The sequence below is a fragment of the uncultured Campylobacter sp. genome, assembly GCF_938045205.1.
In the GTDB taxonomy this organism is placed as follows: Bacteria; Campylobacterota; Campylobacteria; order Campylobacterales; family Campylobacteraceae; genus Campylobacter_B.
Map to the genome: position 1 here is coordinate 1 of NZ_CALIMY010000026.1, position 24,410 is coordinate 24,410.

Below are 24,410 nucleotides of genomic sequence, written 5' to 3' on the forward strand. Positions count from 1 at the left end.
CAAAACATTGGCTGCTCCATCTGTGGCTTACTACAATAACACCTATTATTTATTGGTAGAAGAGTTCAGTGACGATACCCATACCAAATGGGTTACCAATGCTTTTGCTTCAAAAGATGTTGACAAAGGCTACAAGCGTGTGACCAACAATCCCGTGTTATATAAGAATGATGCCTGCGCATTCCAATATGTGCTTGACAATCATCTCTATGTAACCTATTCACATTGTATAGATTTGTCAAAGGGACAATGGGTGTTGCGAATGATGAAAGCAAAATAAACACTATTATATAATGTGGCTGCCTGTGTCAATAGACATGGGTGGCCTTTCATTCAACCCTATCATTACAAATAAACTATGAATATGAAAAAGAATCAATTTCTTACAGAAATCATGGAGCAACCCGCTGCCATCCAAAATATTATTGAGTTCTATTCTGGCGAAGCGGGCATGACATTACTCGCAAAAATCAAAGAGACCATTGCACAACATTCCATCGAACACGTGATTTTCACAGGTATGGGCAGTTCGTTTTTTATTTCGTTTGCTGCAGCCAACCTGTTCAATCAGTTGGGCATTCCCGCCATGTATATCAATACAAGTGAGTTGTTGCATTACAATCTAAACCTGCTTCATCGTCCCACGCTCTTAGTTTGTTCGTCGCAATCGGGTGAAAGCTACGAGATAAAAGAAATTTTAGAGCCAACATATGGCATCATCGTCTATCAAGAGCAGGTCATGCAGATCGTGCAGAAGGTGGGCGGCTTTAACTTGGGCGATGCCGATCTGGTGCGCCGCGCGATGGGTAAAAAGGATGAGAAGAAGCTTGCCCACATGCGAGAGCAGTATCTAAGCGGTGCCAAAGAGCTGGGCTTTGACGTAGCTAAGGCGGATGAGCTATTTGATCTGATTATGAAATTTGCCTCCTACGGCTTTAACAAATCCCATGCCGCGGCGTATTCGATGATCACCTTTCAAACGGCCTATCTTAAGACCTACTATCCGGCGGAGTTTATGGCGGCGCTGCTTACTTCGGAGGAGGGCAATACCGATAAAATTTCAAAGTATATCGACGAGGCTAGCCGCCTAGGTATCGGGCTTTTGCCGCCGTCGATCAATCAAAGCTTAAGAGGCTTTAGCGTCGTGGACGACGAAAATTCCAAATCGGGCACCTCCATCATCTACGGCCTCGGCGCGATCAAGGGGGTGGGCGGCGCCGCGATCGAGAATATCTTAGAGCTTCAGAGCGAGGCTAAATTTCAAAGCATCGACGATTTTGCTTCGCGCGTGGACAATTTCCGCGTCAATAAAAAGGTCATCGAGTCGCTGATCTACGCAGGCGCGATGGATTGCCTGGGCAAGAGCCGATTAGCGATGATTCAAAATATGGAAAATATCCTAGACGTGATGAAAAAGATCACCGAGATTAAAAAAGACGCCGAGAGCTCGCTTTTTGGAGAGGATGAGGATATGACGAGCGGCATGAGCGTAAGCTTCGTCGATACCGACAAGGAATTTCCGCAGGGCGAAATTTTAAAATTTGAGCAGCAGACCGTGGGTGTGTATCTTTCGGGACATCCGCTGGATGATTACAAAGAGGAGATGGAAGGCATCGACTATACGCTATCTTCGGCGTTTAGCGAGATCGAGGGCGATAGCGCCGAGGTGCTTAGTGTGGGGCGGATCGAGGATCTGTCCACACGCATGACGAAAACGGGCAAAAAAATGGGGATTTTAAACGTGCTTGATCTGCACGGCAGTTTTGAGCTTGCGGTGTTCGATAACGCGCTAAAGGCGATCGAAAACTTAAGCTCACAGGAGCGGGAGCGACCGTATGCTTTTATGATTAAAATTTCAAAAAGCGCGGTCGGCGGCGCGGCGTATCAGCTGTCGTTTCTTTCGATGATGAGCCTGCAAAACGCTCGAGATGCGAGCTTTCGTCCGCGCGCGGGAGTATTTTTGAGCGAGAATCCACTCAAAGCTTACGCCGCACAGCTTGGAGCAATCGCACATACTAAATCGAACGAATTTGACGAACTGGTGGGCGAAGAGGGCGCGAGCGTTAAAATTTTGTGCGTCGGCAAGATCGAAAACGTCCACACCCGCACGACCAAATCGGGTAAGCAGATGGCAAATCTTACGGTGCTTGATCTTGCGGGCAGCTTCGAGATGAGCGCGTTCGGTGATATTTGTGATGCGGTCACTGCGCTAACGGACGCGGAGCTGGAGCGCCCGATGGCGTTTTGGGCACGGCTTAGCAAAAACACGAGCCCTTACGGCGGGAAATTTCAAATTTATTTGGATGAAATTTTAACCCTAGATGCCGCGCAAAATATCGACGGCTACGCACCTAGCAAGGTGCGAGGCTTCGGTGGTGGGGAGCGTGAGGGCTTTAGCGGCAGCAATTTTGGCTCCAGCAGAAACTTTGGTGGCGAACGAGGCGGCGGCTACGGCAGCGGGAATTTTGCGGAGCGAAGGGGCGGGTTTGCTGCGGAAGATCCTGCTCTTAAGGCGCGCAAAGAGCGCGAGGCACAGCGCAAAAACGCGCAGGATTTCGAGTTTGAGCTAAGCTTGGGCGAGCTTAGTCGCGAGAAAATTTATAAAATTTACCACCTCGCCTTTTGCGACACGGCGCTAAAAAACACCAAGCGGCTGATTCTACGGATCCGCAACGGCAGCGAAGTGCTCGTTTATCCGACCGAATACATCGTGAGCGATAATTTCACCGAAAAGGTGCGCGAAATCATCGCGGCGTAGGCGGGGTAGCCGCTCTATCGCCACGCTAGGTCGGTTAAAATTTATTCTTGCTTGTTGTGCCGCACGCAAGCGATATTTGAGCGCGCAGAGAGCCTAGACTTTGGCGCGGTTGCGTGTTTGTTCCAAAATTTGTCGCGTGCAAAATTTACTGTGCGACGCATAAGAATTGTAATTACGCAGATAGTCTGTGATATCTAAATTTATTGCGTTCATCGCGGTGGAATTTTATCTGCCACAAATTTACAGGCACATAGACTGCTTCTGCTTTATTGCGTCGGCAAGGCTTATAGCGCGCCGTTTGAGTTGCCGCAATACAGCTCGCCGTACCTCGGTAGAGCATGAATTATATTGTCGCACTAGCCTACCTGTTGCATGATAAACGGCATGAGCGTTTTTAAATTTCGAGCTAAATTTTTGCGAACGAAGCCTTGCTTTGGCGAATCTCCACGCAGCTTTAAAATTTTAAACTTTAGCGGATTTGAAATTTTTAGGTATAGCTTTATTACGTAAAATTTTATCGCGGTAAAATTCCGCCGAGCAAATTTAGTAAAGCACGCAAAAACAGACCCAAGATGCGCAGAAAGAAATCCGAAACAAAGCTGGCCCAAGCAAACGGTGCCCGAAAAATCAAGCTAGTGCGGACTGGGCTCGAGCCGAGCCAGGCGTCGGGACGCAACCTGTCTTAAATCCAAAATTTATCAAAATTGTTAAACGGCTGTATTTGAAATTTTTCGCGCTGTATATATTGCTCGCGCTAAGCGTGTTTGTCCTGCCCGAAAATATAGGTGATAATGCTGCTTGTGCGGGCTTTGTAAGTCTTATAAAGCAGTTTTTCAAATGTCGCTGCAGCCAGGGATCGATCGTCTTGCACGCGGGGCTTGTGGAGTTCTACGTCGCTGCGATGTGGTCGGCTAGCATCTTGATTTTGGCGTGGGCTATTTTTTATGCTTAAAAAGTAGCGCCGATTAATTTTCGTGCGATTTTGAGCGGCGAAATTTAGCGAGTTGAAATTCAGAAATTCTGTCGTTTCCAAGCCGTGGGAACTTGAGCCTAAATTTAGAACTTGCAAAATTTTGAAATTTTACGGCGTGAAATTGTGGAGCGAGATTTTAGAATTTTGAAATTCCGAGCCGTGGAGTTTTAGAATTTCGGAATTCTACGAGCTGTAAATTTAGGCTAAATTTTAAAATTTATAGCGATAGAATTTTAAAATTTTGCGCTGCGAGGCCCGGCAAAGTGCCTCCACTTCTTGATAAATCAAATTTCTGAGTTTGTTTAAATTTAAGCGGTGCGGTTGCCGCCGTAAAATTCTATACGCAGCAGTTTTTTAAACGACAGCGCGCCAAGACGGTGATGATTTACTCACGCAAAATATGCCGCGCCGGCCGCAGGCACCGTGTGGCAGGGCAAGCAAGCGTTTAGGCGATCGTGCAGGCTAGTTTATCTCTTAAATTTAAAATTTCATCGCGCTTTAGCACGAAGCTGTTTTTGTTGGCGATGAGGTGCGCCGAGCTTTGCATTATGGTTTCTGCGGGTTGCAGCCCGTTTTGCTTCATCGTAGCGCCGGTCTCCACGACATCGACGATAGCGTCGGCAAGCCCTATGAGCGGGGCTAGCTCGATCGAGCCGTAGAGTTTGATGATATTTACGGCGACGGCCTTGGAGGCGAAGTATTCGCGAGTGATGTTGGGCATTTTCGTAGCGATTTTTAGACTCGGAGCGCCGTAGTTTAGCCGGGTGCCCGCATGCACGCCCACGCAGACGCGGCATTTTCCGATTTTAAGATCGAGCAGCGTAAGCACGTCGGGGCGATGCTCCTCAAGCACGTCAAGCCCCACTACGCCGATATCCGCCGCACCGCCCATAACGTAAGTAGGGATATCTTGGTTGCGGACGTAGAGGAATTTAAAATCCCCCTCTTGCATTATGAGTTTGCGATCCTCGAAGGCAAAATCAAGCCCGAAGATGGTTTTGAAAATTTTGAGCGTATCGTCGGCTATGCGGCCTTTCGGTAGCGCTATGGTTATCATGCGAGCCCCTTTTTTGCGATCAAGCTTACCATCGATTTAAAGATCAGATCCTTTTCATAGATCGAGTTGCGAAAATACCGCATCAGATAAGCTCCATCGCCGCCCGTGAAGTAAATTTTATTATTGCCCGCGATGTTTTCGATCGTAAGCACTATCGGCTTTAAAATCCCGTAGTTTACGGCACTTACGGTCTTTTGCGGCAGCGGATCCAGATCGATATTGGTTGAAAGCGTTACGTCCAGCACGGGCGCGATGCTTGCGAACGACTTTAAAAGCGTGCCGATACCAGGCATTATAAATCCGCCTAGGTGCGAGCTTTTAAACATCAAATCCACGGTGATCGCGCTGCCCGCATCGACGACGACGCCCGTCGTCACCGCCGAGCACGCCGCTATGCGGTCGATCCCAAGCCCGCGGTAGGCGGTTTTTAGCTCAAAGTGCGGCGCGAGATCGACAAACAGAGGGTTTTTCAGCTTTTTTTTCACACTATCATTGACGCTAATGAAAAAAATTCGCTCCTTCGGCTCGTACCGCATAAACTCCGCTACGGGCATACTTTGCTTTACGCCGCCTTTATAAAATTTAACCCTGGAATTTCCTACGTCACACAAAAGCATAGAGGCTAAATCCGTTTTCTTTTAAAAATTTCGCGCTTTTAGAGCACATCTGCGAGTTGTAAAACAGCACGCGCTTTTTTACGACCTTGCCTAGGCTTGCGCTAATGTCGCTTGCGAGTGAGAGCAGAAATTCCGCGTCGCGCATTACAAAGCGAGATTTTGCGTCGCGCATAAATAAAAGGACGTTGTAGCTTTTTAGATCCACGCCGAAATACGCGCCGTATGATCGCGAGTGCGTGAAGCTAGCAATATCTAGCGTTTGGAATTTTTGAAGCAAAAGATCTTCGCGAACGCAGAGTTTTGAAATTTTATCTAGCATCAAAATTTAAAATTTTATCGTCGTAGTAAAACGAGCTACCCGCGATAAAGGACTTATCATCGAACTCGCCATTTAGCTCGTAGATCGCTTGTCCCTCTAAATTTTCGTCCACGCGGATGACGTAGCCGTTGCGCTCGATGATATACAAATAGCCGCCGCTAAGCAGCGCGCCACTAAATTGTGCGAATATGAATTTGCGCGATTTGATCAAATTTAGCCCGCGATCCAGTAGCTCGACTCTGCCGTCTTTTAAGAAAAGATAAATTCTATCGCCGCTAAAAATCACGTCTTTGATGTCTACGTTATGGTTTTTATTGCCCGCAGGACTTACCAGCATTAGCCTAGTGGCGGTCACAGCATAAAGGTTATCGCCCTTGTTTTCCAAGGCGATAATGTTGTTAAAAAACGGCTGGTTACTCACGACAAAATCGCGTGCCGAGCGCCCACCTACGTTTTCTGCGATGCTGACTAGTCCGTCTAGCGCAGGATAAGCGATAAGTTGGTTGATAAATAGCGGTGACGCTACGCGCGAATCGATTGCGAATGCATCACCTACTTTATGATCGAGTACCACTGCGCCAGAGCTTAGCTTGATAAGCATGATCGAGTCATCACTCATTACTAAAGCCAAATCATCGCCGCGTATATTTGCACTGAGCGCTTGTCTGCCGAGGGCTTTTTCAAATTTTACGGCGCCTGTGCCACTAACCACTTTAAGCGTGCCATTGATGTCGGTTACGACGAAATTTCCATCATATTCACCTAAAAATTTCTCACTTTTTAGGACTTTGAAATTTTTCACCAATCCGTTTTTAGAGATGACTTCGCCGTCTTTTAGCGTAGCACCATCTTTACTAACCGCTACGATTTCCGATGGCAGTGAGCCATTAAATTTCATATCGCCTGTGATGTTTTCGTCGCTAGGTTCGAAATACTGGCGCTTCGTCGAGCAGCCTAAAAATAAAAACGATAGTAAAAGCGTAAATATTAGTGTTTTTTTCATTATTTATTGCCTCCATAGTGTTTCAAAGCAAGTGCGATTTGACGAACGGGTGAGTTGAGTGGAATTTTATCTAGCTCTGCGTGAGCTTGCTCGATTTTGCCCTCTTTTAGCAGGTCGTAGCCCTTAAGCAAAGAATCGTAATCGGCGAGTAGCACTCCGCCTTGTTTGCCGTTTTGTAGATTTATTATCTCTTTTAGCACAACATCGATGCCTTGGGTATTTTCTAGCGCCGCTCGCTCGTCTGCAGAGCCATTTTGTAAAATATAAAGAGCGTATAGATTTATATCTTTTTGCTTAAGCTCGGCTAGCTTAGTGTCGTCGCGCTTGTTAAGCAGTTCGTCATAGATCGCATTAGCACTTGCTATGCGGCGATCGCTTAGAAATTCATTTGCGTAATATCCGATAAATGCTACGATCAAAACCGCAGCCAAAAATATCAGCGGCTTTTTGTATTTTTTTACGAAAATTTCACTTTTTATGACACTTTCTAGAAACTGCTCTTCTGTGCCAATCTCTTTTTTCACGCCTTCGATGTCGTCTTTTAAAGCCAAAATTCAGTCCTTTGTTTGAGAAAATCGGCGTAATTGTAGCATAAAAAATTTTAAATACCGCCTAAGATAAAGAATTTTTATGATATAATGTCGCATTTATCAGAAAAAGGAAAGTTATGATAATAGATGACGCCTTGCTAAGTAAGCTGGAAAGGCTATCCGCTCTTAAAATTCCGGATGCTAAGCGAGAAGAATTTAAAGGGCAATTAAATAATATCGTAGATTTTGTGGAAATTCTAAATGAGCTGGATTTACAAAGCGGCGAGGCGGCTATCACTACGCTGAAAGGCGGTACTCCGTTTCGCAAAGATATCCCACGCAAAAGCGACGTCGCAGAAAGCGTCTTAAAGCATGCTCCGCAGTCCGAAGGCGGCTACTTCGTAGTACCGAAAATCATAGATTGAAAGGAATTTTATGGAAGAAGTTCAAAGAAATTTAGTAGATATCGAAACCCTACTAAAAACCGTCGTTTTTAACAAAGCGAGCGACCTCCACTTAGTTTCGCGCTCGGCGCCTCAAATACGTATCGACGGAACATTGCGCCCACTTGCCATGGATCCGCTTAAGGGCACGGATATCGAGTATATCTGCTACGCGCTCATTACCGATGCTCAAAAAAGTGCGCTCGAGGAAAATAAAGAGCTTGACTTTGCGATCGAGCTTCCTAATATCGGGCGCTTCCGTGGTAACTACTACTACACTATGAACGGTGATTTGGCTGCTGCATTTCGTATTATTCCTATCGATATTCCTAGTCTGGACGATTTAAAAGCCCCTACGATTTTTAAAGAGGTAGTTAAGCACGAAAAAGGTATGATTTTGGTTACCGGACCTACCGGTAGTGGTAAATCAACTACTCTTGCCGCGATGCTAAACGAGATCAACGAAAAAGAGCGCAAGCACATCATCACCGTTGAAGATCCGGTCGAGTTCGTCCATACCAATAAAAAAGCGCTTTTCTCTCACAGAAATATCGGCACCGATACCCATTCCTACGCTAATGCGTTAAAATTTGCCTTGCGTGAGGACCCGGACATTATCCTCGTGGGCGAGATGCGTGATAGAGAGACTATCTCGATCGCCATTACCGCGGCTGAGACCGGTCACTTGGTATTTGGTACGCTACACACCAACTCCGCGATGCAAACGATCAACCGTATTATCGATAGCTTTGATGGTGGCGAGCAGCTCCAAGTACGAAATATGCTCTCCGTGTCACTTACCGCGGTCATTTCGCAATCACTTTTGCCGAAGCTTGGCGGTGGACGTATCGCGATCCATGAAATTTTGCTCAATAACAATGCCGTAGCGAATCTAATCCGCGAAAACAAGGTGCATCAGATTTACTCTCAAATGCAGCTAAATCAGCAATCTACCGGTATGATAACTCAAACTCAAGCGATGGTTAAAGCGATCCGTGCAAATCAAATTTCAAAAGACACGGCATTTAGGTATTCGACTAACCTACAAGAGCTAATAGGCGTGGTGGGTGCTTGATGGAAGGTATTAATTGGTTCGACGTCGGCTGTTTAGTACTCGTAGTGCTCTTCGGATTGCGCGGCATCACTAATGGCATTGTAAAAGAAATTTTTGGAATTTTGGGTCTCATCGGCGGTCTTTTTGCCGCGATGCGTTATAAAACTATGGCGGGCGAGTGGATTGCAGCAAAAATTCCAGCTTTACAGAATGCAAACGGCGTGCTTTCAGGCGATACGACGCAGGTTCTCATCGGCTTTATCGCTGTGCTTTTTGGCGTATGGATCTCGTGTCTGATTATAGGCGAAATCATTTCAAAATTCTTTAAATGGAGCGGACTCGGATTTGTCGATAAGATCGGCGGCTTTGTGTTTAGCGTAAGTAAAATTTTCTTGATTTTTGCCGTTATTGTTACGCTTGCAAGCGGTCCTATGTCGATGAACGAACAGACCAAAAAGTATTTTGAAAGCAGCAAAACTGCGCCGATTTTTTTAAAAATAGGAAACTGGATTTTAAATCTCAAAGACGATCCGAAGATCAAACAAAGCTTAGATTCTATCGGTTCTAAGATGGATGATAAACTCTTAAAAGATCAAAATTCTACCGCCCGTATGAACTCGGATCAAAATCAAAGCACTGAACCTAGCGATTTTAACGCCAGTTCAGAAGTAAATTCTACAGAAAGGACAAAATTATGAATGCAAAAATCGAAAATTTAGAGTTTGACGCTCTAATTGTTGAGTTTAAAAAGGCACTTGCCGCTAGCGGTCTAAAATATACCAAGCAGCGCGAGGTTTTGCTCCGCACGCTTTATAACAACAACAAACACTTCACGCCTGAGGCGCTTCACAACGAGATCAAAGCGAAATTTCCGGAGCTAAACGTAGGCATAGCGACGGTGTATCGCACCTTAAATTTACTAGAGGATTCAGGCATGGCTACGTCGATCTCATTTGGCGCGCAGGGCAAGAAATTTGAGCTTGCCAACAAGCCTCACCACGACCATCTAATCTGCAAAAGCTGCAATAAGATCATAGAATTTCAAGACGCCACTATTGAGCGAAAACAGCTTGCCGTCGCCAAAGAGCACGGATTTACGCTTACGGGGCACATGATGCAGCTGTATGGAATTTGCCCTGAATGCGCGGCAAAAAGGAAGTAGATTGTTTGATAGCCAGTTAGAAATCCAAAGGATAGACAAGGCGTCGGAACTTCGGAATTTGGGGGCTAATCCCTATCCGCACTTTCTAAAAAAAGATATGAGCATAGCCGAGTTTAAAGAAAAATTTGGCTTCATAAAAGATACCGAGGATAAAAAAGCGAGCGAGGAGGTAAGCCTTGCCGGAAGGTTAAAGCTAAAGCGCGTTGCGGGCAAATCCACCTTTGCAAACATAGAAGATCAAAGCGGCAATATTCAAATTTATTACTCGCGCGACAGCATAGGCGAGGAGGATTACGCTAAATTTAAGAAAAATCTTGAAGTGGGCGATATAATTTTGGTGCGCGGATATGCTTTCGTCACCCAGACGGGCGAGTTTTCGATCCATGCTAGCAAAATAACGCTTGCATCCAAAGCGATCTGCCCGCTTCCGGAGAAATTTCACGGCCTAACCGACATCGAGATGCGCTACCGCCAAAGATACCTCGATATGATAATGAACCCAGAGATCCGCGAGGATTTTATTAAGCGCTCGATTATCGTTAGCGAGATCCGCAGCTTTTTTGAAAAGCACGGATTTTTGGAAGTCGAAACGCCGATGATGCACCCTATCGCGGGCGGCGCGAATGCTAAGCCTTTTATCACTCACCACAATGCCCTAGACGTCGATCGCTACCTGCGTATCGCGCCGGAGCTCTATCTTAAGCGCCTCGTCGTAGGCGGCATGGAGGCGGTCTTTGAGATCAACCGAAACTTCCGCAACGAAGGTATGGATCTGACGCACAATCCGGAATTTACTAGCATAGAATTTTACTGGGCGTGGCATGATTATAACGACGCGATGAACCTAACCGAGGAGCTATTTAAAGCGCTATTTAAGAGGCTCGGGCTAGGCGAAATTTTAACCTACGATGAGCGCGAGATCGATTTTTCAAAGCCTTTTGCGCGCATAAAGTATCTCGACGCGCTTACGCAGATAGGCGGCATCGAGCCGCAGATCGTAAATGATCGCGAAAAGATCATCGCCAAACTCAAAGCCGATAAATTTGAAGTCAATGAAAAGCTAAATCTAGGCCACTTGCAGAGCGAACTTTTTGATAATTACGTAGAAGCTAAGCTCATAGATCCGACCTTCATCGTGGATTTTCCGATCTCGATCAGCCCACTTTCGCGCAGAAGCGACGAAAATCCGCAGATAGCCGAGAGATTTGAGCTTTACATCGCAGGTAAAGAGCTAGCCAACGCCTTTAACGAGCTGAACGATCCGCTCGATCAATACGCCAGATTTAAGGCGCAAATCGATGCCAAAAATGCAGGCGACGACGAGGCTCACGAGATGGATGAGGATTACGTCCGCGCGCTTAGCTACGCGATGCCGCCGACTACCGGCTGGGGGCTTGGAATCGATCGCTTGGCGATGATTTTGCTGAATAAAAAATCAATTCGCGACGTGATTTTGTTCCCTGCGATGAGGCCGCTAAATTTAGAGAAGGAGTGAACGTGTCAAATTTAGAAAAATTCGATAATGAAATTTTTAGTTTAACCAACAAAGAGCTTGCCCGCCAGTGCGATTATTTGGAGATGATCGCGAGCGAAAATTTTACCTATCCCGAGGTGATGGAGGCGATGGGCTCGGTGCTAACGAACAAATACGCCGAGGGCTACCCCGGCAAGCGCTACTACGGCGGCTGCGAGTTCGTAGACGAGATCGAGCAGATCGCGATCGACCGCTGCAAAAAGCTCTTCGGCTGTGAGTTTGCAAACGTCCAGCCAAACAGCGGCAGCCAAGCCAACCAAGGCGTCTATGCCGCATTTTTGAAACCTGGCGATAAAATTTTAGGCATGGCGCTTAGCCACGGCGGACATTTGACGCACGGCGCAAAGGTTTCAAGCAGCGGAAAGATGTATGAGAGCTTCGAATACGGCGTGGAGCTCGATGGCTGCATAAACTATGATAAGGTGCTTGAGATCGCTCAGATCGTAAAGCCGAAGATGATCGTTTGCGGTGCGAGCGCCTATACGCGCGAGATAGATTTTGCTAAATTTAGACAGATCGCTGATAGCGTGGGCGCGTTTCTTTTCGCCGACGTAGCGCATGTCGCAGGGCTAGTCGTCGCAGGAGAGCATACTAATCCGTTCCCGCACTGCCACGTCGTAAGCTCAACTACGCACAAGACGCTTCGCGGTCCGCGCGGCGGCATCATAATGACCAACGACGAGGAATTTGCTAAAAAGATCAACTCGGCGATCTTTCCGGGTATCCAAGGCGGTCCGTTAATGCACGTCATCGCCGCAAAGGCGGTGGGCTTTAAACACAATCTAAGCCCCGAGTGGAAGGTCTATGCCAAGCAGGTCAAGGCAAACGCTAGAGTTTTGGGCGAGACGCTGGTTAAGCGCGGCTTTGATCTTGTTAGTGGCGGCACCGATAACCATCTGATTTTAATGAGCTTTTTAAATAGAGATTTTAGCGGCAAGGACGCTAGCGCCGCACTTGAAAACGCAGGTATTACGACGAACAAAAATACCGTGCCGGGCGAGACGCGCAGCCCATTCGTCACCAGCGGTATCCGCGTCGGCAGCCCCGCACTTACGGCACGCGGAATGAAGGAGAAAGAATTTGAGTTTATCGGAAATAAAATCGCCGACGTGCTAAGCGATATCTCAAATTCTAAGCTTCAGGCGCAGGTTAAAGAGGAAGTGCGGGATTTGGCGCACCGTTTTATCATCTACGACCGCGCGATGTATTAAATTTAATAAATTCGGGTAAGCTTACCCGAATTATTTATTTCGTAAATTTTGCGTGGTAGAATTTACAAAGTAAATAATAATCTTAGGAGAGAGTATGAACGACAAAAATTTCGATATGAGCAGCATAGACGACATAGTGATCAATAGCGGCAATGTCGATAAGAACGCGAATTTAAAAAAGGGTCTTACCGTCGCAGCCGGCGTCGTAGTTTTATTCTTAATCATTTTAATCATAATGAAGGCTATTAATAAAGACGATATTGACACTAACGCAGGTCTTACTATGCCTAGTGAAGAAGAGCTTGCCAAAGCGGAGCAAAAGCCTGCCGTACAAGTTCAAAAACCTGAGCCTTCGCAGCCTGAGCCTGTAGAGGTGAAATCAGAACCCAATACAGCATCTGCAGCTCCAACCAAAGTAGAGATAAAAACCCAAGAGCCTAATTCCGAAAGTAAGGTTGTTGCAAGCGCTCAGTCTGAAGCACAGAAAGTAGAAATCCAAAAGCCCGAAATCAAAGAAGAGCCAAAAAAATCCGAAGTTAAAATAGAAAGTAAAAAGATTGAGCCTAAAGACGAAGCCAAAAAGTCTGAAAAAACGGACGTAAAAAAGTCCGAGCCTAAAAAAGAGTCTGCAAAAGACGAGGTAAAAAAAGAGCCTTCTAAAACCGAAATTAGAAAAGTCGAGCAAAAAGTAGAGCCTAAAAAAGAACCCGAAAAACAAGCAAAAGCAGAAGTTAAAAAAGAGTCTTCAAAAACGGAAGCTAAAAAGGAACATGTTAAAGCTGAGACCAAGAAAGAGCCCGCTAAGCCCGAGTCTAAAAAAGAAGCTAGCAAGCCAGAGTCTAAAAGTGAGAGCGTAAAGGCTGGCGTTGCAGCAAAGAGCACCAGCACCAGCGTGGCAAACGGCAGTTATGTGCAGGTTTTCGCATCCAATGCCTACGATCCAAACGGGTCTGATACCAAAAAAATTACCAAAAAAGGCTATAATCCGATCGCTTTGCAAACTCACGTCGGCAGCAAGAGCGTGACTAAAATTTTAGTTGGACCTTTTGAGGGCGAGGCGCTACAAAAGGCACTTAGCGATATGCGCAGCATCAATAGCGGAGCGTATATCTACCGAGTGAAATAGTGGACAGATTCGCGGTTTTCGGCAACCCGATCGCCCACTCACTCTCGCCGCTACTTCATAATTACGCTATAAAATTTTTGAAGCTGGACGCCTACTACGGGCGGGTTTTGCTGCAGCGCGGCGAGGAGCTGCGAGCTAAATTTGAAACTTTAGGGCTTGCGGGTGCGAACATAACCGTGCCTTTTAAACTTGACGCATTTAAAGCATGCGACATCCTAAGCGAGGCGGCGCAGAAGATAGGCTCGGTAAATACGCTGGTGCTAAAAGGCGGTGCGCTGCACGGCTTTAATACCGACGCGCAAGGCTTTTTCTGCGCTATCTTGGGCTTTGGTGAGATTCGCAATGCGCTTATTTTAGGTGCGGGCGGCACGACGCGAGCGATCGGCTACGCGCTAGGCGAAAACGGCGTGAAATTTGACATCCTAAATCGCAGCGTAAAAGATTTTGACTTCGGCTGCGAGGAATTTTTTACCTATGAAAATTTCAGATCCAAAGACTACGATCTTATCGTCAATGCCACTGGCGCGGGGCTAAAAGATGATGCGCTGCCTGCGCCCGAGGGGGTGATAGATGAAATTTTATCCCGCGCAAAATTTGCCTTTGACGCTATCTACGGTAAGCAGACTCCGTTTTTGCAAGCCGCGCGCGCAAAAAATTTGCCTGCAAAAGACGGCAAGGAGATGCTGATAAATCAGGGCGCGCTTGCTTTCAATCTCTTTTTCGGCGGCAAATTCGACTTAGCAGAGATTGTAGCGCTAATGAGCCGTGCTGCAAATTTACGCTAAATCGGCTCTTAGGCTTTTCAATTATCCGCCCAGTCTAATGAAATGCTTTAAATTTTGCGTCGAGTTAATTATACGTTCTTAAATTTTATATCGTGTAGCTTTGGGCGTTTGATTTTAAAATTCTTACGGTTTGCTTTCAGCTGAACCGTGTTAATTTGCCTGTAAAAAATTCTATTAAAAATCGCTACGAATTAGGCACAAAGATGCTTGGCAAAACCTCGCATATTTTTCTACTTGCTTCTTGATATGTTCTATTTTAAAATTTTACGACGAATCTAAACTAAAATTTTGTGCAGTTTAAGTAAAATGCGATCGGTTGCGAATTATGCGGTAGAGACTTTATTTAAGTGTGGTGGCGCAAAAACTCATTTATTAAAAAGATAAAATTGCTACCAAAATTTCAAAATTTAAAGCTAAATTTTAATTAATTGTTATACAATAAAAAATATAAACTAATAATTGCTAAAGGTTAAAATTCGATGTTTTTCGGCAAAATTTTAAAATTTTACGCGCACGGATTTGCTTCGATGAAGCTTGGCAAAACGCTGTGGGCGGTAATTTTGATCAAGCTATTTATAATTTTTGTGCTACTTAAATTTTTCATTTTCGACGAAAACTTGGATTCTAAATTTGAAACCGATCAAGAAAAAATTGATTTCATTTATAAAAATTTGACTAAGGAGTAGGAATGCAAGAGCTTGCTAGCGTGGATTGGTCGAGGGCGCAGTTTGCGCTCACGGCGCTTTATCACTTTCTTTTCGTGCCCCTAACGCTGGGGCTTAGCTTTATCGTGGCGTTTATGGAGAGCCTATATATCGCGACCGGTAAGCAGGAGTGGCTCAAGATCACTAAATTTTGGCTGTGCCTTTTCGGTATAAATTTTGCCATCGGCGTCGCGACCGGCATCATAATGGAGTTTGAGTTCGGCACCAACTGGGCGAATTACAGCTGGTTCGTGGGCGATATCTTCGGCGCGCCGCTTGCGATCGAGGGCTTGCTAGCGTTTTTCTTGGAGGCTACCTTTTTTGCGGTAATGTTCTTCGGATGGGACCGCGTAAGTAAAAAATTTCACCTTCTCTCGACCTGGCTCGTGGCGATCGGATCAAATTTAAGCGCATATTGGATCCTAATCGCAAACGCCTGGATGCAAAATCCGGTAGGCACGAGCTTTAATCCTGATACGATGCGCAACGAGATGAGCAATTTTTTAGATATCGCGCTATCTCACTTCGGAGTGGCTAAATTTTTACATACCGTCGGCGGCGGCTATATTACCGCGGCGCTTTTCGTACTTGGAATTTCGGCGTTTTATATGTTAAAAAACAAAGACTTCGCGCTTGCTAAAAAAAGCTTCATCGTAGCGGCAAGCTTCGGTATGCTAAGCTCGCTTTTCGTGCTATTTAGCGGCGACGAGAGCGCCTATCAGGTCGCGCAAAAGCAGCCGATGAAGCTTGCGGCGATGGAGGGTCTGTATAAGGGCGAAGTAAATGCAGGCATCGTCGCGGCGGGAGTTTTAAATCCGAGCAAAACCGCGGGAGACGATAAACAGCCGTTTTTATTTGAGATCAAGGCGCCTTATGCGCTAGGGCTGATGGCTACGAGAGGGCTTGATAATTTCACGCCGGGCATCGATGATTTGGTATTCGGAAATGAAAAATTCGGCATCGAGGGCGCCGATAAAAAGATCGAAAAAGGCAAAATCGCCCTGCAAGCACTGAAGGATTACAAGCTCGCCAAAGACGCGAATGACACCGCTGCGATGCAGCAGGCGCGCGAAATTTTATTCGGCAAACAAAATATGCAAAATCTAGGCTACGGCTACCTTGACGATGCGAAGCAGATCGTCCCTCCCGTGGCGCTTACATTTTATAGTTTCCACGTGATGGTGGCTCTGGGAAGCTATTTTATCTTGCTATTTTTCGTAACGCTATTTTTGGCGATGCGAAAGAATCTCGCCGAATACAAGAAAATTCTATGGCTTTGCGTCTTTAGCATTCCTCTGGGATACGTCGCGTGCGAGGCGGGCTGGATCGTGGCCGAAGTAGGGCGCCAGCCGTGGGCGATACAAGATCTCATGCCGGTGGGCGTCGCGGCTACGAGCCTGGCGGGAACGAACATAATGATCTCGTTTGCGCTCTTTGCGGTTTTATTTACGGTTTTATTCATAGCCGAGATAAAGATCATGCTAAAACAGATAAAGATAGGATTTTAAGATGCACGAAATTTTTCAAATTTATTGGTGGTGCGTGGTTTCGCTTCTGGGCGGAATTTTAGTTTTTATGCTCTTCGTGCAGGGCGGTCAGACGCTGCTTTTTACGCTGGCGAAAAATGAGACCGAGAAGGATTTTATAATAAATTCCATCGGCAAGAAATGGGAGCTTACATTTACTACGCTCGTTATGTTCGGCGGAGCGTGCTTTGCGGCGTTTCCGCTATTTTATGCGACCAGCTTCGGCGGGGCGTATTGGGCGTGGATGGCTCTGCTTTTTTGTTTCATAATCCAAGCCGTCGCTTACGAATACAGAAAAAAGCCCGATAATTTCTTGGGCGCTAAAACTTATGAAGCCTTTCTTTTCATAAACGGCTCGCTGGGCACGATCCTGCTTGGCATCATCGTCTCGACGCTTTTTAGCGGCAGCGAGTTTGCGCTGGGCGATAATAATTTCGTGCAGTGGAAAAATCCCGCTCGCGGACTTGAGGCGCTAGCAAATCCGTTTAATTACATCTTGGGAGTTGCGCTATTTTTCTGCGCTAGGACGGGAGCAAATTTATACTTAATGAATAATATTGCTGAGCCCGAAATGATCGCTAAGCTCAAAGCTTCGCTTAAATTTAACGCTAGCGCGTTTTTGATATTTTTCATCGCGTTTTTGGCGTGGGTCTTGCTAAAGCAGGGCTATGCAGTCGGCGCCGGCGGCGTCGTAAGCCTCGAGAGCTTTAAGTATCTGCACAATTACCTAAGCCTACCTGCAGCGCTAATCTTGCTGCTGCTGGGCGTAGTGCTGGTGCTGGTGGGGATATTCAAAGGCGCATTTACAAGCAGCGTGCGCGGAGTATTTTCCTACGGCGTGGGCGTCGTATGCGCGGTAACGAGCGTATTTTTAATCCTAGGACTAAATCACACGGCGTTTTATCCGTCAAATTTTGATTTGCAAAGCTCTCTTACTTTGGCAAATGCAAGCTCAAGCCTCTATACGCTTAAGACGATGTTTTACGTGTCGTTTCTGGTGCCTTTTGTGCTGGGTTATATCAGCTATGTTTGGCGCGCGATGGATGCTAAAAAGCTCGATAAAGAGGGGCTTTCAAACGAGCATTATTAGGCACCCGCTCTAGTGCGGCTTCCGCGCGCCGTGTGGCGGCGAGAAGCTGCTCACGTGCGCGGCACTGCGTGCTTTTGCGCTTAGTTAAATTTCATATCGGCGGCGCTTTTTGCGCGCCGCATTATAAAAATTTTAAGGATTAAAAATGATCAAATCTTTAGTTTTCATCGCTATTTGGATGATCTTGCTCGTAGGAAGCTATAAATTTATAAAGCTAAATATTACTCATCAAGAAAAAAGAGAGCAGTAGAAGCGTAGAAATTTTAAAAGCTTGCGGTCCGGGATTTTGCTTTAAATTTAGAAAGCGAAATCTATAGCCGCAAGATACGGGCGAAATTTTATCTAGCCCTTGTAGTCGATATTTTTTTCGAATTCTTTAAGTCGCATATGGATTGAGCGAAGCTCCGTGATCGTCGTCCAGTTATTCATAAAAATACTAAAACTACCGCGCACCTGATTAAAAGCGTTGCTTACCTGAACCAACACACCCAAAGTGATCGCCTGAGTAAAGATACCAGGACCTACCAAAAAGTAAGGCACTAAAATTAAAATTTGAGAAAAAGAGCGAAGCCATAGATCGAAATAACAAAGATGCAAATATAACTTGTAATAGTTATGCTTTAGCTTCGCAAACAGCCCCTCAACTTGCTCCTGCCCTCCATAGTTGATCTTGTCGTCCTCGGCTAAGACTAGCTCTTTACGAAAAGCCGCTTCTACCTTTTGGTTATCGTATTCCAGACGCGGCAGGTACCAGCCCACTAACCACGAAATAATAAGTCCGCCGATGCTGACCCCCAGTGCGATCCATACGAGAGAGCCCGGTGTTTCGTTTAAAAAAGGTATCTTGACCTTTGCGCTAAGCTCCCAAAGCACAGGTATGAACGCGATTAGCGTTAAAATCGCAGACAGCACTCGCGAACCGATATCTTCTAAGATGCGCGCAAAGCGAAGGGCGTCCTCTTGGATACGCTGCGAGCTTCCCTCTACGTCGCGTTTGATATTTTTCCAATATTTAAAATATGAAAACGTAATTGCCTCGCGCCATTGAAACACCCAGAGCCTAACGACGTACCTCTCAAGAACGCCCACTAAAACTAAAGGGATAGCGATCCACAAAAATATAAACATCTGGTTCCAAAAATCTTCTATAGTGTGGTTTTTGGCATCTTGAGCCAGATCGTAAAAGGAGCGGTTCCATTTATTGTATTGCACCATCAGATCCACTTCAAAAATTTGCACCAAAATAATAAAAATTAGACCCGAATAAGCAAAGAATGCGTATTTTTTGCTCTTAAAAAACGATGAAAACATTAAATTCCTTTATTCTTTCGGTTGTGTTTCTTGCGGCTTTGTATCGCTGCTTGGTTTTGGATTTAAGATTGCCGTAAATAGATGCTCGCGAAGCATCTGCGCCGCTTCTTGCACATCCGCGCTTTTTACTGCGTTTATGCTTGCCGCATAGCTTTTTTCGTCATAGAGCGGATAGCCGTAAAGCTCGTGCGCAGTGATATTAGCAAGCCAAAAATCATTCGTCTGCGCAGCTCTTTTGGTCGATAAAATTTGCGCTTTTTTGAAATTTGAAAGCTCGCTATCTTTCGCACCGGAGCTTTCGATCTGTTTTAAAATTTCACTCACGCTTGCTGCAACGGCACGGGCATCTTTCGGCTCGGTAGAAAACGATACGTTCAAGCTCGCTACGATTTGTGGCTCACGCACATAGGCGCTATGCACCATCGCCGAGTAAATTTGTCCGCGCGCCTCGCGGATCTGCTCGACGATGCGATTGCTTAGCACGCTTTTTAACGCTTGAAATTTATAAGTGTCTGAAAAGTCAAAATTTTGCAGCTCATAGTTTGAAAAAATCATCCGAACTTCGCTTTTATCACTATCGCCGTAATCTTGCACAATCTCTCCGCTAGAAGTATTTAGCATCAAAGTTTTAGGTGTAGCGCTGCTTGTGCCGGACTTTAGATTGCCGATATATTTGGCTAGGATTTGTTTCGCGCGCACAGGCTCAAAATCGCCGCTAAGCACGAAGATAAAATCTCCAGCACCTGAAAAAATTTCATCCGCATCGCGCTGTAAATCGGCAAGATTTGCGCTCTTTACGTCATCTGCACTAAGCGGCTGCTTGCGAGCCATATCTCCCGAATATAGAGATTTTAAAATTTGCTCGCCGAATTTAAATTCCGCCGTCTCGTTTCGCAGCGCGATCGCCGAAAGCGCGTCGGTTTTGTATTTTGTAAGCGAGCTTGCATGAATTAGCGGCTCGCTAAATCTTGCGTAAAGCTCGTGTGTCATCGCCTCCAGATCCGCTCCTGCGCCTCTAAAACCGCAGTCTGCGTCGTCCATCCTAAATCTTAGCTTATAATCAAATTTTGAGGTCAAGCGTCCCGCCTCGTATTCGTTTAGCTCGCCTATGGTGCCCGAGTTTAGCAGCGCGGTTAGAATTTCGCCACGAGCCTTGCCAAAATGCGCGTAGCCACCTTTTTTAACGGCTGCGAGGGTGATTTTATTTTTCTCGCTTTTAAGGGGTTTTAAAATTACGCGAGCGCCGTTTTTAAACACCAAAATTTCAGTGCCGCTAGCGCCTTTTTGCGCTTTAAATTCCGCTTCTTTTAAATCTGCTCCCGCAAGTTGCTTGGAAGCAAGCTTCGAAGCAGCGAAATTAAACGGCACCGCTTTTTCGTAGAGCAGCTCCGCGTCTTTTTGGCTAATGCCCAAATCCTTTGCCGAGATAATCTCCGTAAATCTCGCTCCATCCGTTATCTGAGAGAAAAATTTATTAACATCTGCTAGCGTTATTTCTTCTAACGCCTTGAGGCTTAGATCATGCTCGTCTTGCTTACTAAGCTTTACATTGCCGTTTTGTACGAAATCAAGTAGTGCTCCTATTTGCGCACTTTGTGTATCGTTTTTAAGCAGATCGGCTTGCACTTGATGTTTAAATTCTGCTTTAACGCTATCAAAATCGTCATTGTTAAATCCGTGTTCGCGTACCCCTTTGATCGCGCTAAAAAGACTGCTTAGCGTGGTATTGGCGTCGAAATTAAAAATATTTGCGCTTATGCTGTATAGTCTGCGGTTTTTAAACAGATCGTCCGAGCCGAAATAGGCTTTAAGCGGAATTTTAGCATTCACATTCATCGCGTCGTATCCAAGCTCCATCAGCCTCGATACGTAGGCTTGCAGCCACTCATTTTTAAGTGCGCCGTAGCTTCTTAGCGGCTCATATTTGCCTGCGTAAAGCACGCTAGCGACATTGGCGCCGAGCTCGGGCTCTACGGTGCTTGCTAGCCCGCCTTCAAATGGGCGCAGACTAAGATCACGCGGGATTTTTTCGCCGTGCGCAGAAAGAGAGTTAAAATTTTGCTTGATTAGGTTTTTAATCTGCTCAATGTTTACGTCGCCTACGACTATGATGCTAATGGCGCTAGGAAGGTAGTTGCGCGCGTAGAATTTTTTTAGTTGCTCGCCAGTGGCGCCTTTGATGATTTCATTTTGTCCGATCGGAAAGCGTCTGGAAAATATGGAATTAGGGTATAAATATGTGGCGCGCTTTTCGTAAAAACGCCTCTCAAAGCCTTTTTTTGCTTCCTCTAAGATGACGCCCTTTTCCTTTTGCGTTTCGTTCTCGTCAAATTTTACGCCGCCTGCATAATCGCGCAGTACCAAAAATACGTCCTTTAGCGTCTCGTCGCTCACTTGGGCTTGGATGTTGTAGGTGGTGTTTTCAAAGCCAGTCTGTGCATTGAGATCGGCGCCGAATTTCACCCCTAGGCGCTGCAGAGTGTGGACTAGTTCATTTTTATCAAAATGTTCGCTGCCGTTGAACGCCATGTGTTCAACGAAGTGCGCTAAGCCCTGCTCGTCGTCATTTTCATCAACACTACCTGCGGCTACGTTGAGGTAAAAAAGCGCGCTATTTTTTGGCACGTCGTTTTTGAGGATATAAAATTTCACGCCATTTGCCAGCTTTCCGTGCACTACACTAGGATCGAGCTTAAGTGGCGCGTCCGGGTTGGTATCTGCGGAGTAAAGGCTCAAAGAGCAAAGCAGGGCGGAGATAAAAAATATAAGCTTTTTCATAATTGTCCTTGGATTTAAAAACTTGCGATTGTAACAAAAGCTAGTTTAAAGTATGATTTTACGAGCTTTGTTATGGGTAAAATTTTGCCAAGGATTTGGGATTTTACTTGCAAAATTTCAAGAAACGGAATTTTTGGAATTTTTGGAATTTTTGGAATTTTTGGAATTTTTGGAATTTTTGGAATTCCGCCGCCGCGACTCAAAATTTTGGCAGCGGAATTTAGAAAGCTTTACTAGCTTTAATAGCCCGCGCAAGGCTAAATTTAAACTTTACGCAGTTAGAATTTATACGCCAGCGCGAAGAATTTTACAACTTATAGTTTGCTCGCATTTTTGTCTAGATACTCTGCGACGCCCTTAGGATCCGCTTTCATTCCTGCGTCGCCTTTGTGCCAGCCTGCAGGGCAGACCTCGCCGTGCTCGTTTGTAAATAGCATCGTATCGACCATTCTTAGCATCTCGTCGATATTGCGGCCGAGCGGTAGGTCGTTGATAACGGCGTGGCGGACGGTGCCGTCTTTATCGAGTAGGAAGCTGCCGCGAAGCGCTACGGCGTTGCCGAACAGCACGTCGAAACTGCGCGCGATGTCCTTCGTGATGTCTGAGACGAGTGGGAACTGCACTTTGCCGATACCACCTGTGTTTACCGGAGTGTTTTTCCATGCAAGGTGGGTAAACTCGCTATCGCAGCTAACGCCGATAACTTCGATACCTTTAGATTTGAAATCTTGATATCTGTGATCGAATGCAATGATCTCGCTTGGGCAGACGAAGGTAAAATCTTTTGGATAAAAGAATACTACTGCGCCTTTTTCACCGATATTTTTATAGAGGTTGAAATCCTCGACTATCTCGTTGTTGCCTAAAACAGCGCTTGCCGTAAAATCAACGGCTTTATTGGTTACTACCATGTTATTTCTCCTTGTTAATAAAATTTATGATGGCGATTATACATTTTAAACCTTTAGATTTGCTGAAATTTGATGAAAATTTTTATATAATAAATTTTATTTACTTGATAATATTAGATTTTATCATTTTTTAAATTTAGTATGTTATCATTACTCCACATTTTTTGATAAAGGAGAAAAAATGGCTGTAAAAATCACCGATATTTGCATTAGCTGCGGCTCATGCATCGACGAGTGCCCGGTAAATGCGATCGTGGACGATAGCGATAACCCAAGCGGCGAGGATAGCTACTACGTATACGCGGATAAATGCGTCGAATGCGTGGGTTACAACGACGAGCCAGCTTGCGCTAGCGCCTGTCCGACCGACGGCTGTATCGTCTGGAGCGACATCGTAGCTGGCCAACCTAGCAGGGATAGTATAGGCGCGGATCTACGCAGCGGAGATACCCCGGTATTTGCTTAGCAGATAAAATTCCGCGATCAAATGCGCGGAATTTTAATTCATTCAATCCTTAAATAAATTTTAACCTATTTTTCGATACAATCCGCCTTTCATTTCAAGGAGATTATATGCAGCAAACGCTTTCTATTATTAAGCCTGATGCCGTTAAAAAGGGCGTTATCGGCAAAATTATCGATCGTTTCGAAAGCCACGGACTAAGAATCGCAGCGGCTAAAAAATTATGCCTAAGCGTCGAAGATGCGGGTAAATTTTATGAAATTCACAAGGATCGCCCTTTTTATAAGGATCTGATTGAGTTTATGACTAGCGGTCCGGTGGTCGTAATGGTGCTAGAAGGCGATGATGCCGTAGCTAAAAATCGCGCGCTAATGGGCGCTACCGATCCGAAAAAAGCAGATAAAGGCACTATCAGAGCGGACTTTGCGGATAGCATCGACGCTAACGCCGTTCACGGCAGCGACAGCCTAGAAAACGCAAAAACCGAGATCGCATTTTTCTTTGCAAAAAGAGAAATTTGCTAAGAGTGCCGCGTGAAGATCGCTTTTGCTAAAATTTCCGCATCACCCGTGCCATTTGAAATTTCGCGAGACGGACTTAAGTTTAGCGGAAATTTAAAAGGAAAAGACTCTAAGTTTATCGAGTGCAAGGGCGAAATTAAGGGTAAAATTCCATACATTTGCGATCGCTGCGGCAAAGAATTTAATCTTGACGTAAACGAGAGCATAAATTTGCTTTTAAGCGAGGGCGTTTTTAACGACGAAAGGCACGAAAGCTTGGATGTTATGGAGTTTTTCGGCGCCGAAGTTGATGTGGATGAAATTTTAAGAAGCGAAACGGAAGCTTTTAAAAGCGACTATTTTTATTGCGAAGAATGCAAGAACTAAATTTATAAAGGAGAAAAAATGGCAGTTCCAAAGCGAAGAGTTAGTAAAACTCGTGCGGCGAAAAGACGCACTCACTACAAAGTGACCCTTCCGATCCCCGTCAAAGATAAAGACGGAAGCTGGAAAATTCCGCATAGAATAAACAAAACTACGGGCGAATATTAATCC

At 45.5% G+C, this 24,410-nt stretch carries 27 protein-coding genes; 19 read left to right on the plus strand and 8 right to left on the minus strand.

Annotated elements, in window-relative coordinates; genetic code table 11:
• The 3 genes from Q0198_RS01345 to Q0198_RS01355 all read left to right on the plus strand — a co-directional run.
• Window positions 1-280, plus strand: a 280-nt coding sequence (locus tag Q0198_RS01345; protein WP_297894143.1) for a hypothetical protein, incomplete at its 5' end; no start/stop codon positions are given.
• A gap of 84 nt (window positions 281-364) precedes the next feature.
• Window positions 365-2,758: a hypothetical protein gene (locus tag Q0198_RS01350; RefSeq protein ID WP_297894144.1), complete on the plus strand. Its 2,394-nt coding sequence runs from the start codon at window positions 365-367 to the stop codon at window positions 2,756-2,758.
• Window positions 2,759-3,479: 721 nt separating this feature from the next.
• Window positions 3,480-3,710, plus strand: coding sequence for a hypothetical protein (locus tag Q0198_RS01355; RefSeq protein ID WP_297894147.1), 231 nt, complete (start codon window positions 3,480-3,482; stop codon window positions 3,708-3,710).
• 466 nt (window positions 3,711-4,176) lie between these two features.
• On the opposite strand, the gene hisG is transcribed toward Q0198_RS01355, so the two are convergent.
• Genes hisG through Q0198_RS01380 form a run of 5 tightly spaced genes read right to left on the minus strand, consistent with a single transcriptional unit; the run spans window position 4,177 to window position 7,278 of the window.
• Entirely contained in the window at window positions 4,177-4,788 is a 612-nt protein-coding gene (gene hisG, locus Q0198_RS01360) for an ATP phosphoribosyltransferase (RefSeq protein ID WP_297894150.1), read from the minus strand.
• Window positions 4,785-5,405, minus strand: coding sequence for a type III pantothenate kinase (locus Q0198_RS01365; protein WP_297894153.1), 621 nt, complete (start codon window positions 5,403-5,405; stop codon window positions 4,785-4,787). The genes hisG and Q0198_RS01365 overlap by 4 nt, the downstream gene beginning before the upstream one ends.
• Window positions 5,392-5,727: a hypothetical protein gene (locus tag Q0198_RS01370; RefSeq protein ID WP_297894154.1), complete on the minus strand. Its 336-nt coding sequence runs from the start codon at window positions 5,725-5,727 to the stop codon at window positions 5,392-5,394. The genes Q0198_RS01365 and Q0198_RS01370 overlap by 14 nt, the downstream gene beginning before the upstream one ends.
• Window positions 5,714-6,727, minus strand: coding sequence for an L-seryl-tRNA selenium transferase (locus Q0198_RS01375; RefSeq protein ID WP_297894156.1), 1,014 nt, complete (start codon window positions 6,725-6,727; stop codon window positions 5,714-5,716). The genes Q0198_RS01370 and Q0198_RS01375 overlap by 14 nt, the downstream gene beginning before the upstream one ends.
• Entirely contained in the window at window positions 6,727-7,278 is a 552-nt protein-coding gene (locus tag Q0198_RS01380) for a hypothetical protein (RefSeq protein ID WP_297894158.1), read from the minus strand. Before Q0198_RS01380 ends, Q0198_RS01375 begins: the two co-directional genes overlap by 1 nt.
• Before the next feature lie 116 nt (window positions 7,279-7,394).
• On the opposite strand from Q0198_RS01380, the gene gatC reads away from it, so the two are divergent.
• The 11 genes from gatC (at window position 7,395) to cydB (ending at window position 17,892) form a co-directional block, all read left to right on the plus strand.
• The gene (gatC, locus tag Q0198_RS01385; protein ID WP_291939991.1) at window positions 7,395-7,682 is read left to right on the plus strand and encodes an Asp-tRNA(Asn)/Glu-tRNA(Gln) amidotransferase subunit GatC; all 288 of its coding nucleotides are present in this window, start codon (window positions 7,395-7,397) and stop codon (window positions 7,680-7,682) included.
• 10 nt (window positions 7,683-7,692) lie between these two features.
• Window positions 7,693-8,775 (plus strand): type IV pilus twitching motility protein PilT, encoded by a 1,083-nt coding sequence (locus tag Q0198_RS01390; RefSeq protein ID WP_005871218.1) that lies wholly within the window; start codon window positions 7,693-7,695, stop codon window positions 8,773-8,775.
• Window positions 8,775-9,452, plus strand: coding sequence for a CvpA family protein (locus Q0198_RS01395; protein ID WP_100067315.1), 678 nt, complete (start codon window positions 8,775-8,777; stop codon window positions 9,450-9,452). The genes Q0198_RS01390 and Q0198_RS01395 overlap by 1 nt, the downstream gene beginning before the upstream one ends.
• The gene (locus tag Q0198_RS01400; RefSeq protein WP_005871221.1) at window positions 9,449-9,916 is read left to right on the plus strand and encodes a Fur family transcriptional regulator; all 468 of its coding nucleotides are present in this window, start codon (window positions 9,449-9,451) and stop codon (window positions 9,914-9,916) included. Before Q0198_RS01395 ends, Q0198_RS01400 begins: the two co-directional genes overlap by 4 nt.
• A 1-nt stretch (window position 9,917) precedes the next feature.
• Window positions 9,918-11,411 carry a lysine--tRNA ligase gene (lysS, locus tag Q0198_RS01405; RefSeq protein ID WP_297894161.1) on the plus strand — a complete coding sequence of 498 codons (1,494 nt, stop codon included), beginning with the start codon at window positions 9,918-9,920 and terminating at the stop codon, window positions 11,409-11,411.
• A gap of 2 nt (window positions 11,412-11,413) precedes the next feature.
• The gene (locus Q0198_RS01410) at window positions 11,414-12,661 is read left to right on the plus strand and encodes a serine hydroxymethyltransferase (protein WP_297894164.1); all 1,248 of its coding nucleotides are present in this window, start codon (window positions 11,414-11,416) and stop codon (window positions 12,659-12,661) included.
• Between the two features lie 94 nt (window positions 12,662-12,755).
• Window positions 12,756-13,787, plus strand: coding sequence for a hypothetical protein (locus Q0198_RS01415; protein ID WP_297894167.1), 1,032 nt, complete (start codon window positions 12,756-12,758; stop codon window positions 13,785-13,787).
• Window positions 13,787-14,572 carry a shikimate dehydrogenase gene (locus Q0198_RS01420; RefSeq protein WP_297894169.1) on the plus strand — a complete coding sequence of 262 codons (786 nt, stop codon included), beginning with the start codon at window positions 13,787-13,789 and terminating at the stop codon, window positions 14,570-14,572. The genes Q0198_RS01415 and Q0198_RS01420 overlap by 1 nt, the downstream gene beginning before the upstream one ends.
• A gap of 479 nt (window positions 14,573-15,051) precedes the next feature.
• Complete coding sequence (locus tag Q0198_RS01425; RefSeq protein WP_297894172.1) at window positions 15,052-15,258, plus strand: DUF4492 domain-containing protein; 207 nt, start codon at window positions 15,052-15,054, stop codon at window positions 15,256-15,258.
• 2 nt (window positions 15,259-15,260) lie between these two features.
• Window positions 15,261-16,784: a cytochrome ubiquinol oxidase subunit I gene (locus tag Q0198_RS01430; RefSeq protein ID WP_297894174.1), complete on the plus strand. Its 1,524-nt coding sequence runs from the start codon at window positions 15,261-15,263 to the stop codon at window positions 16,782-16,784.
• Between the two features lies 1 nt (window position 16,785).
• Window positions 16,786-17,892 carry a cytochrome d ubiquinol oxidase subunit II gene (gene cydB, locus Q0198_RS01435; protein WP_297894177.1) on the plus strand — a complete coding sequence of 369 codons (1,107 nt, stop codon included), beginning with the start codon at window positions 16,786-16,788 and terminating at the stop codon, window positions 17,890-17,892.
• 342 nt (window positions 17,893-18,234) lie between these two features.
• On the opposite strand, the gene Q0198_RS01440 is transcribed toward cydB, so the two are convergent.
• Both Q0198_RS01440 and Q0198_RS01445 read right to left on the minus strand, forming a co-directional pair.
• Window positions 18,235-19,203 carry a putative transporter gene (locus tag Q0198_RS01440; RefSeq protein WP_297894180.1) on the minus strand — a complete coding sequence of 323 codons (969 nt, stop codon included), beginning with the start codon at window positions 19,201-19,203 and terminating at the stop codon, window positions 18,235-18,237.
• A 9-nt stretch (window positions 19,204-19,212) separates the two neighbouring features.
• Window positions 19,213-21,981 (minus strand): M16 family metallopeptidase, encoded by a 2,769-nt coding sequence (locus Q0198_RS01445; RefSeq protein ID WP_297894182.1) that lies wholly within the window; start codon window positions 21,979-21,981, stop codon window positions 19,213-19,215.
• Between the two features lie 72 nt (window positions 21,982-22,053).
• On the opposite strand from Q0198_RS01445, the gene Q0198_RS01450 reads away from it, so the two are divergent.
• The gene (locus Q0198_RS01450; protein WP_297894184.1) at window positions 22,054-22,218 is read left to right on the plus strand and encodes a hypothetical protein; all 165 of its coding nucleotides are present in this window, start codon (window positions 22,054-22,056) and stop codon (window positions 22,216-22,218) included.
• 77 nt (window positions 22,219-22,295) lie between these two features.
• Here the strand turns inward: Q0198_RS01450 and Q0198_RS01455 are convergent, their stop codons facing one another.
• Window positions 22,296-22,892, minus strand: coding sequence for a peroxiredoxin (locus Q0198_RS01455; protein ID WP_297894189.1), 597 nt, complete (start codon window positions 22,890-22,892; stop codon window positions 22,296-22,298).
• A 181-nt stretch (window positions 22,893-23,073) separates the two neighbouring features.
• On the opposite strand from Q0198_RS01455, the gene Q0198_RS01460 reads away from it, so the two are divergent.
• The 4 genes from Q0198_RS01460 (at window position 23,074) to rpmF (ending at window position 24,407) form a co-directional block, all read left to right on the plus strand.
• Complete coding sequence (locus Q0198_RS01460) at window positions 23,074-23,358, plus strand: 4Fe-4S dicluster domain-containing protein (protein WP_005871245.1); 285 nt, start codon at window positions 23,074-23,076, stop codon at window positions 23,356-23,358.
• A gap of 107 nt (window positions 23,359-23,465) precedes the next feature.
• Window positions 23,466-23,879 carry a nucleoside-diphosphate kinase gene (gene ndk / locus Q0198_RS01465; protein WP_297894192.1) on the plus strand — a complete coding sequence of 138 codons (414 nt, stop codon included), beginning with the start codon at window positions 23,466-23,468 and terminating at the stop codon, window positions 23,877-23,879.
• Window positions 23,880-23,888: 9 nt separating this feature from the next.
• The gene (locus Q0198_RS01470) at window positions 23,889-24,242 is read left to right on the plus strand and encodes a hypothetical protein (RefSeq protein WP_297894195.1); all 354 of its coding nucleotides are present in this window, start codon (window positions 23,889-23,891) and stop codon (window positions 24,240-24,242) included.
• 18 nt (window positions 24,243-24,260) lie between these two features.
• Window positions 24,261-24,407 (plus strand): 50S ribosomal protein L32, encoded by a 147-nt coding sequence (rpmF, locus tag Q0198_RS01475; protein WP_005871250.1) that lies wholly within the window; start codon window positions 24,261-24,263, stop codon window positions 24,405-24,407.
• Window positions 24,408-24,410: the final 3 nt, after the last annotated feature.